Here is a 14190-nt window from a genome sequence, read left to right on the forward strand (position 1 = left end):
GCGGGACGCCGGGATCACCCCGGGCGCTTCATCTGGCACGAGGTGGGCGTGCTGGCCACATAGGGCTCATAGTATTTGACCGGCACAAAGGTGTAGCCGGTATTCTCGGCATCGTAGGGGTATTTGCCGCCGGCTTTTTCCCATTTGTCGATGTAGAGGCCCTGCTGCAGCTGGTGGTCGGTCTTGCGCATCTCGACGTCGCCGTTGAAGCTCTTGAAGCGCAGGCCTTCCATGGCCTTGGCCACCACGGCCGGCTCGGTCGACTTGGTCTGCGCCATCGCTTCGGTCAGGATGGTGAAGGCGTGGAAAATCGCACCGGTATAGAAGTCGTCGTTGAACTTCTTCTTGTAGTCGGCCTGGATCTGCTGGATCTCGCCGCCCATGTTGAGGTGGTTGTAGGACACCATGTAGACCCGGCCGGCCGAGGCCGCGCCCAGCGCGGTCGGCGTGCCGGTGACGCCGGCGTAGTAGGTGTAGAACTTGACGTTGTTCAGGCCCGCCTCGTTGGCGGCTTTCACCAGCAGCGAGAGGTCGGAGCCCCAGTTGCCGGTGATCACGGTGTCGGCGCCCGACTGCTTGATCTTGGCGATGTAGGGCGCGAAGTCGCGCACCTGCGCCAGCGGGTGCAGGTCCTCACCGACGATCTGGATGTCGGGGCGCTTGCTGGCCAGGTTGGCCTTGGCGAACTTGGCGACCTGCTGGCCGTGCGAGTAGTTCTGGTTGATCAGGTAGACCTTCTTGATGTCCTGCTGGTCCTTCATGAAGGCCGTCAGGGCTTCCATCTTCATGGAGGTGTCGGCGTCCAGGCGGAAGTGCCAGTACTCGCACTTGCTGTTGGTGAGGTCGGGGTCCACCGCGGCGTAGTTGAGGTAGACGACTTCCTTGCCGGGATTGCGCTCGTTGTACTTGGACAGCGCGTCCATGATGGCCAGCGCCGGGCCGGAGCCGTTGCCCTGCACCACGTAGCGCGCGCCCTGGTCGATGGCGGACTTCAGCGCGTTGGTGGTTTCCTGTGGGCTGAGCTTGTTGTCGATGCCAATGATCTCGAACTTCACGCCGGCCTTGTTCTTTTTGCTGAACTGCTCGGCCAGGAACTGGAAGCCCTTGAGCTGGTTGGTGCCGACCGCCGCCATCAGGCCGGACAGCGGGTCCAGCCAGGCGATCTTGACGGTCTGGTTCAGGTTGACCGCACCGCCGGCGGCGGGCGCGGCGGTGGCAGCCTTGGCCGGTGCGGCGGCCTTGGCTGCGGGTGCCTGGGCCAGCGTCATGCCGCTGTAAAGCAAGGCGGACACTGCCATGGCGACGCCGGCGTGCCGTGCGAAAAATCGGGTTTGGGTTGTCATCCCTTGTCTCCTGGAAATTATGAATTTGCGAACGAAATCTAACGCGGGAACCGGCACAGGTTAGGGTAAAAAATGTTGCACTGCGTCAGGGAATGCCCTAGCGGTATGTCTCCCACGTGACCCAGGCTAATGGCAAAGACTCGTCCATACCAGCCGGGGCCGCGGAACCGGCTTTGCCGGGCCGCAGGCGCAGCGCCCCCTCGGGGGGCAGAGAGCTACACGCAGTGAGCGAACGTGGGGGCTTTCATGCTTGTGGCAATTTGTAATCCTTCAATTGCTCGCGCAGCTTGGTCTTGAGCATCTTGCCGGTGGCTCCCAGGGGGATGGCGTCGACGAAGACCACGTCGTCGGGGATTTGCCATTTCGCGGTCTTGCCCTCGTAGAAGCGCAGCAACTCTTCGCACGTGACGTCCATGCCGGGCTTTTTGACCACCGCCACGATGGGCCGTTCGTCCCACTTGGGATGCGCCACGCCTATGCAGGCGGCCATGGCCACGGCCGGATGCGCCACGGCGATGTTCTCGACGTCGATGGAGCTGATCCATTCGCCGCCGGACTTGATGACGTCCTTGCTGCGGTCGGTGATCTGCAGGTAGCCGTCGGGGTCTATGGTGCCGACGTCGCCCGTGGGGAACCAGCCGTCCACCAGCGGGTCGCCGCCTTCGCCCTTGAAGTATTCGCGCACGATCCATGGCCCCTTCACGTAGAGGTCGCCGAAGACCTTGCCGTCCCAGGGCAGCTCCTTGCCGTCGGGGTCGACGATCTTCATGTCGACGCCATAGAGGGCGCGGCCCTGCTTTAGGCGTATCTTCATTTTTTCCGCTTCGGGCAGCGTGTCATGCTTGTTCTTGAGTGTGCACAGCGTGCCCAGCGGGCTCATCTCGGTCATGCCCCAGGCGTGCAGCACTTCGACGCCGTAGTCTTCGCGGAAGGCATTGATCATGGCCGGCGGGCAGGCCGAGCCGCCGATGACGGTGCGCTTGAGCGTGGAGAACTTCAGGCCCGCGGGCTTCATGTGGGTCAGCAGCATCTGCCACACCGTGGGCACGCCGGCCGCGTAGGTGACCTTCTCGGCCTCGATCAGCTCGTAAATCGACTTGCCGTCCAGCGCCGGGCCCGGGAACACCAGCTTGGCGCCGGCGAGAGCGGCCGAGTACGGAATGCCCCAGGCGTTGACGTGGAACATGGGCACGACGGGCAGGATGGCGTCGCGCGCGGAGATGCACATGACGTCGGGCAGCGCGGCCGCATAGGCGTGCAGCGTGCTGGAACGGTGGCTGTAGAGCGCGGCCTTGGGGTTGCCCGTGGTGCCGCTGGTGTAGCACATGCTCGAAGCGGTGTTCTCGTCAAAGCTGGGCCAGTCGTAATCGGCCGCCTGCGCGCCTATCCAGCTTTCATAGCTTTGCAGATTCGGGACGCCGGAATCGGCCGGCAGCTTGCCGGCGTCGCACAGCGCGATGTAATGCTTGATGGTCGGGCAGCGGGCGTGCACGGCCTGCACCAGCGGCAGGAAACTCAGGTCGAAGCACAGCACCTGGTCTTCGGCGTGGTTGGCGATCCAGGCGATCTGGTCCGGGTGCAGGCGCGGGTTGATGGTGTGCAGCACCCGGCCCGAGCCGCTTACGCCGTAATAAAGCTCCAGGTGGCGGTAGCCGTTCCAGGCCAGCGTGGCGACGCGGTCGCTGAAGGCCAGCTTGAGGCCGTCCAGTGCCCTGGCGACGCGGCGTGCGCGCTGGCCCAGGTCCTTGTAGGTGTAGCGATGGATGTCGCCTTCAACCCGCCGGGAGACGATTTCCGCGTCGCCGTGGTGGCGTTCCGCAAATTCGATCAAACCGGAAATCAGCAGTGGCTGGCTTTGCATTAACCCGAGCATCAAGAGTCTCCATTGTTTTACGTAAACATCCGCAAGCGGCCCATCATGCCGCAGCACAGCGGCACGGTCATGCGGGATTGCCCGTGAATCCACGGGTCCATGTCAGGTAGGGGACAATTTGCCCATGACCTCCGCAAACCTTTTAGCGACCGATACCGCGGCCACCGGCGACACCCTGGCTTGGCGCAACAGCTTCGCCGGCCTGGGCCCGGACTTCTACACCGAGCTTCAGCCCACACCCCTGCCCTCGCCCTACTGGGTCGGCAAAAGCCGCGCGCTGGCGCGCGAACTCGGGCTCGAAGACAGCTGGCTCGAATCAGCGGACACGCTGGAGGCCCTCACGGGCAACCGCCTGTTGCCGGGCTCGCGGCCCCTGGCCAGCGTCTACAGCGGCCACCAGTTCGGCGTCTGGGCCGGGCAGTTGGGCGACGGCCGCGCGCTGCTGCTGGGCGAAATAGACACCCCGCTCGGGCCGCGGGAAATCCAGCTCAAGGGCGCGGGCCAGACCCCCTATTCCCGTATGGGCGACGGCCGGGCTGTACTGCGCAGTTCGATCCGTGAGTTTCTGTGTTCCGAAGCCATGCACGGCCTGGGCATCCCGACCACGCGGGCGCTGTGCGTCACGGGTTCCGACGCGCCGGTGCGGCGCGAGGAAATCGAAACCGCCGCCGTGGTGACCCGCACCGCGCCCAGCTTCATCCGCTTCGGCCACTTTGAGCACTTCAGCTATACCGGCCAGCACGCACAGCTCAAAGCCCTCGCAGACTACGTCATAGACCGCTTTTACCCCGCCTGCCGCGAGGCGCCGCAGCCCTATGCGGCGTTGCTGGAGGCCGTCAGCGAGCGTACGGCGCACCTGATGGCGGCCTGGCAGGCCGTGGGGTTTTGCCACGGCGTGATGAACACCGACAACATGAGCATCCTGGGCCTGACCATCGACTACGGCCCCTTCCAGTTCCTGGACGCCTTCGACCCCGGCCACATCTGCAACCATTCGGATGCCCAGGGCCGCTATGCCTACAACCGGCAGCCCAATATGGCTTACTGGAACCTGTTCTGCCTGGGCCAGGCCCTGCTGCCGCTGATCGGCGAACAGGAACTGGCGCTGGCCGCACTGGAACCCTACAAAACCCTGTTCCCCGAGGCCCTGTACGCCCGCATGCGCGGCAAGCTGGGCCTGGCGGACGAGCGGCCCGAGGACAAGGCCCTGGTGGACGACACTTTCAAGCTGCTGGCCGCCAACAAGGCCGACTACAGCATCTTCTGGCGACGCCTGAACGGCTTCACGCCGCAAAGCGGCCATGAACCGGTGCGCGACCTGTTTTTCGACCGCGAATCCTTCAATGCCTGGGCCCTGCAGTATTCGGAACGGCTGGCCGGCGCGGACCCCGACCTGCGTGCCGGCTTGATGCAGAGGAACAACCCGAAATTCGTGCTGCGCAACCATCTGGGCGAAGAAGCCATACGCGCCGCGAAACTAAAAGACTTTTCGGGTGTCGATACCTTGCTTGCCCTGCTGCAGTCCCCATGTGAGGAACATCCCGGCCATGACAGCTTTGCCGGTTTTCCGCCCGACTGGGCGTCATCGATTGAAATTAGTTGCAGTTCGTAACATCAAAACCAACACTCTCAGGACCTAGAACATGAGCGCCAAGATCCAGAAAACCGACGCCGAATGGAAAGCCCTGCTGGCCGAAAAAGGCGCCGAGCCGGCCGCCTTTGAGGTCACCCGCCACGCTGCCACCGAACGTCCCTACACCGGCAAATACGAGGCCGTCTGGGCCGACGGCAGCTACCACTGCATCTGCTGCGGCGCCAAGCTCTTCGAATCCGAAACCAAATTCGACGCGGGTTGCGGCTGGCCCAGCTTTTCCGAGGAAGCGGTGCCGGGCGCGATCGAGGAAATCGTGGACCGCAAGCACGGCATGCTGCGCACCGAAACGGTGTGCGCCAGCTGTGGCGCGCATCTGGGCCATGTGTTTCCCGACGGGCCGTCCCCAACCGGCCTGCGCTACTGCATGAATTCCGCCTCCCTGGACTTCAAATCAAAAGCCTGAAGCGGGAAATGCATTGGGGCCGGGCCGTGCGCCCGGCCGGAGATCATTCAAGGGCCTGCGCTTAGGCCAGATAATCAGCACATGAAAATTCTTTTCGACTTTTTGCCGATCGCCCTGTTTTTCGGCATGTTCAAGTACGCCGAAGGCCACAAGGACTGGGCCGCCGCCACCGCCACCGAATGGCTGGGTTTTATGGTGTCCGGCGGCGTGGTGGGCGCCACTGAAGCGCCCGTGCTGCTGGCGACCGTGGTGGTGATCATCGCCACGCTGGCGCAAATCCTCTGGCTCAAGGCGCGCGGCAAGAAGGTCGACACCATGCTGTGGGTCAGCTGTGGGCTGGTTACCGTTCTTGGGGCCGCCACTATTTATTTTCACAGCGAGAACTTCATCAAGTGGAAACCCACGGTGCTCTACTGGGTCATGGGCACGGCCCTGCTGGTCGGCCAGCTGGTCTTCAAGAAAAACGGCATCAAGTCGCTGATGGGCGCGCAGATGGCCCTGCCGGATTCGATCTGGCGCGTGGTCAACCTGAGCTGGGTCGGCTTTTTCGCCGTCATGGGCGTCCTCAACCTGTGGGTGGCCTTCACCTTCCCCACCGCCACCTGGGTCAACTTCAAGCTCTTCGGCGGCCTGGGCCTGATGGTGGTGTTTGTGCTGGCGCAGGCGATTTACCTCAACAAACACATCAAACCCGGCACGACGCCATGACCATCGCCTCTTCCGGCGCCCTTTCCGGCGCGCTGCCCGTGCGCACTCAAGAGATAGAGCGGCAGCTCCAGGCGCGGCTGCAGCCCACGCGGCTGGAAGTGATTGACGAGAGCGCCGCCCATGCCGGCCATGCCGGCGCCAACGCCGAGGGCTTCGGCAGCCATTTCCGCATCCGTATCGCGAGCCCACTGTTTACCGGCCAAAGCCGGGTGGCGCGGCACCGGCTTGTGTATGATGCACTGCAAAATTTCATTGACGGGGGTCTACATGCCCTGGCGATCGAGATCATCGAGTCACCCTGAAACCTGGCGGCGCCCCGGAACTTCGGCCGCGAAGGCCGGGCCTTATCCAGACACCAACAAGCATTCATCAAAGGACTGCAAGACATCATGAAGAAACAATTTTTACTGGTCACCGCCGTTGCCGGCCTGCTGGCCCTGGGCGCCCAAGGCGTGATGGCGCAGAACCTGGCCATCGTCAACGGCAAGGCTGTCCCCAAAACCCGCCTGGACTCGCTGGCCCAGCAGGTCGCCAAGTCGGGCCGCCCCGTGACGCCGGACATGGAAGCCCAGCTGCGCGAAGAAGTCATCGCGCGCGAGGTCTTCATGCAGGAAGCTGAAAAGCGCGGCCTGTCCACCAGCGACGACGTCAAGGTGCAGATGGAATTGGCGCGCCAGACCATCCTGATCCGCGAGCTGTTCGCCGACTACCAGAAGAACAACCCTGTCACCGAAGCCGAGATGAAGGCCGAATACGACAAGTTCGCCGAAGCCAACGGCGGCAAGGAATACAAGGCCCGCCACATCCTGGTGGAAAAGGAAGCCGAAGCCAAGGACATCATCGCCAGCCTGAAAAAAGGCGGCAAGTTCGACGACATCGCCAAGAAGAAATCCAAGGATCCCGGATCCGGCGCCAAGGGTGGCGACCTCGACTGGGCCAACCCCTCCAGCTACGTGCCAGAGTTCACCCAAGCGCTGGTCAAGCTCAGCAAGGGCCAGACCACCGACACCCCGGTGAAGACCGAGTTCGGCTACCACATCATCCGCGTGGACGACATCCGCACGGCGCAGCTGCCTTCGTACGACGAAGTCAAGCCGCAGATCGCCCAGCAGATGCAGCAGCAAAAGCTGGCCGCCTTCCAGACCGACCTGCGCAAGAAAGCCAAGGTGGAATAAGCGCCACCGAACCGGTTCAAAAAAGCAGCCTTTTGGCTGCTTTTTTATTGGGCGCCTTCCAATCGGGGGCGATTTGCGTGAATTGCCGATTGACGAAGGTGGCGCGGGCCGTTCCAATGGCTCACATCTTTCAGGAGGTCCCATGTCAAACCGCCTTGCCTTGATCCCCTTCTCCTCATTTCCCGCCCCGCTGCTGCGCGGGCTGCTGCTCGGCGCGGCCCTGCTGCTCGGCCTGCCGGCCTTCGCGCAGAACGGCAAAACCGAAGTGCTCTGGCTGGGCCAGGCGGCCACGCGCATCACCACACCCACGGGCAAGGTCATCATGATCGACCCATGGCTCACGTCCAACCCCAAGACGCCCGCCAACTTCCGCGCGCTGGAGGCGCTGGGCAAGGTGGACCTGATCCTGGTGACGCATGCGCATTTCGACCACTTCGCCGATGCGCCCGCGCTGGCCAAAATGCACAACGCGCCCATGTACGGCCCCGCCGGCCTGAACCAGACGGTGGCCGCGCTGGGCATACTGCCAGCGGAACTCGCACCGCGCTTCGGCAAGGGCGGCACCATCATGCCTTTCGGCCCCACCGGCGTGAAGATCACGGCGGTGCATGCCGAGCACTCCTCGGAGCTGGCCTACAAGAACCCGGCCACCGGCAAGGACGAGGTGCAGCCCGGCGGTGAGCCGGTGGGCTTCATCCTTGAAATGGAAAACGGCTTCAAGCTCTGGCACATGGGCGATACCGCCGTCTTCGGCGACATGCGGCTGATCGGCGACATGTACCGGCCCGACCTGGTGCTCATCCCCATTGGCGGCCATTTTGTGATGAACCCGGTGGACGCCGCCATGGCGGTGCGCGAGATGATACGGCCCAGGTTCGCGCTGCCCATCCATTACGGCACCACGCCCGTGCTGCGCGGCACGCCGGCCGAATTCAACGCGGCGCTCGGGACCGCACCCGGCACGGCGCGCATGGTGGCGCTGGACCCCGGCCAGAAACTGGACTTCTGAGCACCATGGCCGGATTCGACCCTCTTTCTACCCCTCTCGCCCCCGCCCTTCCCCAGCCCGTGCAGGATGCCCTGCAGCGCGGCAATCTGGTCGAAGCCATCAAGCTGATGCGCGCCGGCACCGGCCTGGGCCTCAAGGAAACCAAGGACGCGCTGGAAGCCTATATGCGCGGCGAGCCGCCGGTTGGCGGCTTTGCCCCCAAGGCTTTGGCTACCGGCGCGCCCCTGCCCGCACAGGTGCAAGAAGCGCTGGATCAGGGCAACAAAATAGAGGCGGTTCGGCGCTTGCGGGGCCTGACGGGCATGGGGCTCAAGGAAGCCAAGGATGCGGTGGAGGGCGTGAGCGATGACGCAGGACCGGGCGCGAGCGAGGGCCTGTCTCCCGGCCAGGTGCGCGGCTCCAACGGCTTGTGGTGGTGGCTTGTTGCGCTGGCCGTGCTGGGGCTGGCTACGTTTGCGCTGCTGGGCTGCGCCTCCACGCCGCCGGCGCCCGTCGCCGAACTGGCGCCTTCCGGCAGGCTCAAGGCCGCCATCAACTTCGGCAACCCCATCCTGGCGGTTCGCATGCCGGACGGTTCACCGCGCGGCGTCTCGGTGGACCTGTCCAACGAGCTCGGCAAGCGCCTGGGCGTGCCCGTGGAACTGGTCACCTTCACCTCGGCCGGCAAGGTAGTGGAAGCGGTGAAGGATGCGCAGGTGGACATCGCCTTTGTCGCGATAGACCCGGTGCGCGGCGCCGACATGCTGCAAACGCCGCCCTACGTCATCATCGAAGGCGCCTACCTGGTACGAAACGATTCAGCGATACGCCGCAACGAAGACGTGGACCAGGCGGCGAACCGCGTCGTGGTCGGCAATGGCAGCGCCTACGACCTCTACCTGAGCCGCGAACTGAAAGCGGCCAAGCTGGTCAAGGCCCCGACCTCGCCGGCGGTCACCGACGTCATGGTCGCGCAGAACGTCGAGGTCGCGGCCGGCGTCAAGCAGCAGCTGGAAGCCGACGCGAAACGCGTGGGGGGCGTGCGCCTGTTGCCAGGACGCTTCATGGTAATCAACCAGGCCATGGGCCTGCCCAAGGGACGTGAGGCCGGTGCGCGTTACCTGGTGGCTTTTATCGAGGAGATGAAGGCCTCGGGTTTTGTCGCGCAGGCCTTGGCGCGGCATGGGATCGAAGGGGCGGCGGTCGCCCCGCCCAGCCGCTAAGTCCCTAAGGCCGGGGAATCAATCCCGCCGCAAGGATTGCAGCATCTGCAGCGCGGGCCTGTTGACCGCCGCCGCGTCGCCATTGCTCAGGATGGTGAAGCCAACGTGCAGTTCACCGATTGCCACCATGCCCTGGGTCAGGTTGCGGTATTCACCGGGCTTGGGCGCCTTGTCGGTGGCCGAATAGTAGGCGCCGAACAGGCCCTGGCCCGACAAGTCGCGCACTGGCAGGTCGGCCTCGACAGCCTGCGCCTTGGACTTCTGAGCCGCGGCAGCCACCATCGCCCGCAAAAAATCGGGCGTCAGGGGCGTGGCGTCGGCGCGGGTCGGCCAGATGGGCGTGACCATGATCGTGAAGTTCTTTTCGGTGATGGACGATAGGATGATGGTGGGCGGCAGCTCAGGCGTGGCGCGCCGCACCTGGCCCCTCCAGCCGACAGGAAGCGGGATGACCAGCGCCGGCCGCTCGGGCAGCGCCACGCGCATGTCGGCGGCCATGGCGCCGCAGGCGAGCAATCCGGACAGGACGGCGATAAAGGCGCGTTTGAGTAGTCGGTTCATGGACATTCCTCCCATTCGGGACAGTTGATCAACCCACCCACTTGCGCGCGTTGTGCCACAGGCTCATCCACGGGCTGCGCTCGCTGGCGTCGCCTGAAGTCCAGCTTTTCTGGATGTTGCGGAACACGCGTTCGGGGTGCGGCATCATAGCCGTGAAGCGGCCGTCGGCCGTGGTCACTGCCGTCAGGCCGCCGGCGCTGCCGTTGGGATTGGCCGGGTAAGCTTCCGTCGGCTGGCCCTGGTTGTCGGTGAAACGCATCGCGGCAATCGCCTTGGACGCATCGCCCCGGAAGGCGAAATTGGCATAACCCTCACCGTGCGCCACCGCGATCGGCATGCGGCTGCCAGCCATGCCCTGCAGGAAGATGCTGGGGGACTCCAGCACTTCGACCATGCTCAGGCGGGCCTCGAAGCGCTCGCTGCGGTTGGTGGTGAAACGCGGCCAGGCTTCAGCACCCGGGATGATGTCGGCCAGCTCGGCGAACATCTGGCAGCCGTTGCACACGCCCAGGCCGAAGGTGTCTTGCCGCGCGAAAAAGGCCTTGAACTCTTCGGACAGCACCGGGTTGAAAGTCACCGAGCGCGCCCAGCCCACGCCGGCGCCCAGGGTGTCGCCATAGCTGAAACCGCCGCAGGCCACGATGCCCTTGAAGTCGGCCAGTTTGGCGCGGCCGGTCTGCAGGTCTGTCATGTGCACGTCACAGGCTTCAAAACCGGCTTCGGTGAAGACGTAAGCCATTTCCACATGCGAGTTGACGCCCTGCTCGCGCAGCACGGCCACACGCGGGCGTGCCGACAGGTTGAGCGCAGGAGCGGCAGGCATCTTGGCGGGGTCAAAGCCCAGTTGAACGTGCAGGCCCGGGTCGGCGGGATTGCCGGCGACCGCGTGTTCGGTGTTGGCGCAATCGGGATTGTCGCGTTGCTGGCAGATCTTCCAGCTGACGGAGTCCCAGACCTGGTGCAGGTCCTGCAGCTTGGCCGAGAACACCGCCTTGGTGTCGCGCCAGACCTGGATCTCGCCCTTGCCGACCTCGAGCGAAGCGTGTTGCGGGCGGGTCTTGCCGATGAAATGGCTGAACTTTGACAGGCCGTGCTCGCGTAGGGTCTGCATGACTTCGTTGCGCGCGGCGGTGGCCACCTGGATCACGGCGCCCAGTTCTTCGTTGAACAGCGCCTTGAGCGTGAGTTCTTCGCGGCGCGCGCCGACCTGGCTTGCCCAGTTCTTGCTGTCGCCGGTGTCCATGCGGCTGTCAGAAATGCCGTCGCCTTCGACCAGCAGCATGTCGATGTTGAGCGACACGCCCACGTTGCCGGCAAAACCCATTTCGCAGACCGCCGCGAACAGGCCGCCGTCGCTGCGGTCGTGGTAGGCCATGAGCTTGCCTTCTTTACGCAGCGCATTGACGGCGTTGACCAGATTAACCAGGTCTTTGGGGTCGTCGAGGTCGGGTACTTCGCCCTCTTCCTTGTTGAGCGCCTGCGCGAGGATGGAGCCGCCCATGCGGTTTTTGCCCTTGCCGAGGTCGATCAGGATCAGTGTGCTGTCGGCCTCGTCGCGGTCCAGCTGCGGCGTCAGCGTGCCGCGCACGTCGGGCAGCGTGGCGAAGGCGCTCACGATCAGCGAGACCGGCGAGGTGACCTTCTTGCCGGCGTCGCCTTCCTTCCACACAGTGCGCATGGACAGGGAATCCTTGCCGACGGGAATCGACACGCCCAGCGCCGGGCACAGCTCCATGCCCACGGCTTTGACGGTTTCATAAAGCGCGGCATCCTGGCCGGGCTCGCCGCAGGCGGCCATCCAGTTGGCGGACAGCTTGACGCGCGGCAGTTCAATCGGTGCGGCCAGCAGGTTGGTGATGGCCTCGGCGACCGCCATGCGGCCGGAGGCGGCCGCGTTGACGGTGGCCAACGGCGTGCGTTCGCCCATGCTCATGGCCTCGCCGGCAAAACCGCTGTAGTCGGCCAGCGTGACCGCGCAATCAGCCACCGGCACCTGCCAGGGGCCGACCATCTGGTCGCGGTGCGTGAGGCCGCTCACGGTGCGATCGCCGATGGTAATCAGGAAACGCTTGGAAGCGACTGTCGGGTGGCCCAGCACGGCAATCGCGCTCTTCTGCAGGTCCACGCCGGTCAGGTCTATGGGCTCGATCGATTGTTTGGAGGACTTCACGTCGCGGTGCATCTTGGGCGGTTTGCCCAGCAGCACATTCATGGGCATATCCACGGGAGCGGCCGCATCCTTGTCGGACAGCATCAACTGCTTTTCTTCCGTGGCCACGCCGATCACGGCAAAAGGGCAACGCTCACGTTCGCAGAAGGCCTGGAACTGCGGCAGCGATTCAGGCGCGACCGCCATCACGTAGCGCTCCTGGCTCTCGTTGCTCCAGATTTCCTTGGGCGAGAGGCCGCTTTCCTCGAGCGGCACGGCGCGCAGGTCGAACTTCGCGCCGCGCCCTGCGTCGTTCACGAGTTCGGGGAATGCATTCGACAAACCGCCGGCGCCCACGTCATGGATGGCCAGGATGGGGTTGGCCGCGCCCAACTGGGCGCACTGGTTGATGACTTCCTGGGCCCGGCGCTCGATTTCAGGGTTGCCGCGCTGCACCGAGTCGAAGTCGAGCTGGGCCGCGTTGGCGCCCGAGGCCATGGAGCTGGCCGCGCTGCCGCCCATGCCGATGCGCATGCCGGGGCCGCCCAGCTGGATCAGCAGCGTGCCGGCCGGGAACAAGATTTTTTTGGTGAGCGCCGCGTCAATCGTGCCGACACCGCCCGCGATCATGATGGGCTTGTGGTAACCCCAGCGCTGGCCACCCACGGTCTGCTCGTATTCGCGGAAGTAGCCGTTCAGGTTGGGACGGCCGAACTCGTTGTTGAAGGCCGCACCGCCCAGCGGGCCCTCGGTCATGATCTGCAGCGGGCTGGCGATGTGCTCGGGTTTGCCGTAGTCGCCATCAAACAGCCTGGAGACCGTGAAGCCGGTCAGGCCGGCCTTGGGCTTGGAGCCGCGGCCGGTCGCGCCCTCGTCGCGGATCTCGCCGCCCGCGCCGGTGGACGCGCCTGGGAAAGGCGAGATCGCCGTCGGGTGGTTGTGCGTCTCGACCTTCATGAGCACGTGCATCTGCACGTCGTCGGTGGCGCTGTAGGTCTGCTGGCCGGATGAGCCCGGTTTGGCATAAAAACGCTGGGTTTTGTAGCCTTCCATGACGGAGGCGTTGTCCGAATACGCCACCACCGTGTGCTGGGGGTGCAGCTTTTCGGTGTTGCGGATCATGCCGAACAGGCTTTTTTCCTGCGCCACGCCGTCAATCGTGAAGTCAGCGTTGAAAATCTTGTGGCGGCAATGCTCGCTGTTGGCCTGGGCGAACATCATGAGCTCGACGTCGGTCGGGTTGCGTTTGAGCTGGGTGAAAGCGTTGACGAGGTAGTCGATCTCGTCGGCGGCCAGCGCCAGGCCGAACTCGGCATTGGCTTTTTCGAGCGCGGCCTTGCCGCCGGCCAGCACGTCAATCGTTTGCAGCGGCGCGCCCTGCAGCTCGGTGAACAGGCCCGCGGCTTCCGCGCGATCGAACATCACGCTTTCGGTCATGCGGTCATGCAGCAGGCCGGCGACCTGCTCGCGCTGGGTGGCGCTCAGGGCCGTTTTGCTGAAGAAGCCGGTTTTCAGCGTGACGCGGTATTCGGTGATGCGTTCGACGCGCTTGACGGCCAGGCCGCAGTTGTGGGCAATGTCCGTGGCCTTGGACGCCCAGGGCGAGACGGTGCCGAAACGCGGCGAGACGATAAAGGCCAGGGCTTCACCGGCTTTTCCGTCGGCCGGCGGGCAAGGTTCGCCGTAGGCGAGCAGCGCCGCGAGCTGGGCTTTGGCGGCCTCCGAGGGCGGCGACTCGGTCGCCACCAGGTGCACAAAGCGGGCGCTGATGCCGACGATCTTGTCGTGGATGGCTTGCAGGCGGGGAAGGAGTTGCTGGACGCGGAAGTCGCTGAGGGCGCTGATCCCGTGGGGTTCGCCCTCAAAAGTCGTCAGGTGCAGGGTCACGGTAGCGGTGGCCTTGTAGTGGGAGGTGGGCAGCTCATGGCTGTTTGGGGGTTTAACACCGCCTGCAAGTGCCTGGTGGGGCCGGGTTTTGCGGGGTACGCGTTAACCCGTAATTTTATCAGCGACTGGGGCGTTGGCAGACGAAGCGGTCGCCAAAGCCGGGCAAGTTTTGCGATCCATTCGGGCCAAACACCCTAAAGGCCCTTGCACCCATGCTGAAAATGCA

At 64.5% G+C, this 14190-nt stretch carries 11 protein-coding genes and 1 pseudogene; 8 read left to right on the forward strand and 4 right to left on the reverse strand.

What is annotated here, in order from left to right; all coding sequences use genetic code 11:
* Positions 1 to 14 precede the first annotated feature (14 nt).
* Together AC1D0O_RS01975 and AC1D0O_RS01980 are read right to left on the reverse strand one after the other, a co-directional pair.
* Positions 15 to 1268 carry a branched-chain amino acid ABC transporter substrate-binding protein gene (locus AC1D0O_RS01975; protein WP_477652240.1) on the reverse strand — a complete coding sequence of 418 codons (1254 nt, stop codon included), beginning with the start codon at positions 1266 to 1268 and terminating at the stop codon, positions 15 to 17.
* A gap of 319 nt (positions 1269 to 1587) precedes the next feature.
* Positions 1588 to 3216 carry a 3-(methylthio)propionyl-CoA ligase gene (locus AC1D0O_RS01980; RefSeq protein WP_477651873.1) on the reverse strand — a complete coding sequence of 543 codons (1629 nt, stop codon included), beginning with the start codon at positions 3214 to 3216 and terminating at the stop codon, positions 1588 to 1590.
* A 124-nt stretch (positions 3217 to 3340) separates the two neighbouring features.
* Here AC1D0O_RS01980 and AC1D0O_RS01985 point away from each other — a divergent pair, with 124 nt between their 5' ends.
* The 8 genes and pseudogenes from AC1D0O_RS01985 to AC1D0O_RS02020 all read left to right on the forward strand — a co-directional run bounded on the left by AC1D0O_RS01985 (position 3341) and on the right by AC1D0O_RS02020 (position 9367).
* Entirely contained in the window at positions 3341 to 4828 is a 1488-nt protein-coding gene (locus AC1D0O_RS01985; RefSeq protein WP_477651874.1) for a protein adenylyltransferase SelO, read from the forward strand.
* Between the two features lie 31 nt (positions 4829 to 4859).
* On the forward strand, positions 4860 to 5273 hold the full coding sequence (gene msrB / locus AC1D0O_RS01990; RefSeq protein WP_477651875.1) for a peptide-methionine (R)-S-oxide reductase MsrB: 414 nt from the start codon (positions 4860 to 4862) through the stop codon (positions 5271 to 5273).
* An 81-nt stretch (positions 5274 to 5354) separates the two neighbouring features.
* On the forward strand, positions 5355 to 5981 hold the full coding sequence (locus AC1D0O_RS01995; protein ID WP_477651876.1) for a septation protein A: 627 nt from the start codon (positions 5355 to 5357) through the stop codon (positions 5979 to 5981).
* The gene (locus AC1D0O_RS02000; RefSeq protein WP_477651877.1) at positions 5978 to 6283 is read left to right on the forward strand and encodes a BolA family protein; all 306 of its coding nucleotides are present in this window, start codon (positions 5978 to 5980) and stop codon (positions 6281 to 6283) included. The genes AC1D0O_RS01995 and AC1D0O_RS02000 overlap by 4 nt, the downstream gene beginning before the upstream one ends.
* A gap of 87 nt (positions 6284 to 6370) precedes the next feature.
* Positions 6371 to 7156 (forward strand): peptidylprolyl isomerase, encoded by a 786-nt coding sequence (locus AC1D0O_RS02005; protein WP_477651878.1) that lies wholly within the window; start codon positions 6371 to 6373, stop codon positions 7154 to 7156.
* A 142-nt stretch (positions 7157 to 7298) separates the two neighbouring features.
* On the forward strand, positions 7299 to 8165 hold the full coding sequence (locus AC1D0O_RS02010; protein ID WP_477651879.1) for a metal-dependent hydrolase: 867 nt from the start codon (positions 7299 to 7301) through the stop codon (positions 8163 to 8165).
* Positions 8166 to 8329: 164 nt separating this feature from the next.
* Positions 8330 to 8494, forward strand: a pseudogene (locus AC1D0O_RS02015) (hypothetical protein); the annotation flags it as partial.
* Positions 8495 to 8623: 129 nt separating this feature from the next.
* A complete protein-coding gene (locus AC1D0O_RS02020) occupies positions 8624 to 9367 on the forward strand; it encodes an ABC transporter substrate-binding protein (RefSeq protein WP_477652241.1) in 744 nt (247 codons plus the stop codon).
* Positions 9368 to 9385: 18 nt separating this feature from the next.
* Here the strand turns inward: AC1D0O_RS02020 and AC1D0O_RS02025 are convergent, their stop codons facing one another.
* Together AC1D0O_RS02025 and purL are read right to left on the reverse strand one after the other, a co-directional pair.
* A complete protein-coding gene (locus AC1D0O_RS02025) occupies positions 9386 to 9928 on the reverse strand; it encodes a hypothetical protein (protein WP_477651880.1) in 543 nt (180 codons plus the stop codon).
* 28 nt (positions 9929 to 9956) lie between these two features.
* The gene (purL, locus tag AC1D0O_RS02030) at positions 9957 to 13964 is read right to left on the reverse strand and encodes a phosphoribosylformylglycinamidine synthase (protein ID WP_477651881.1); all 4008 of its coding nucleotides are present in this window, start codon (positions 13962 to 13964) and stop codon (positions 9957 to 9959) included.
* Positions 13965 to 14190: the final 226 nt, after the last annotated feature.

The sequence above is a fragment of the Polaromonas sp. P1_F2 genome (assembly GCF_056405735.1).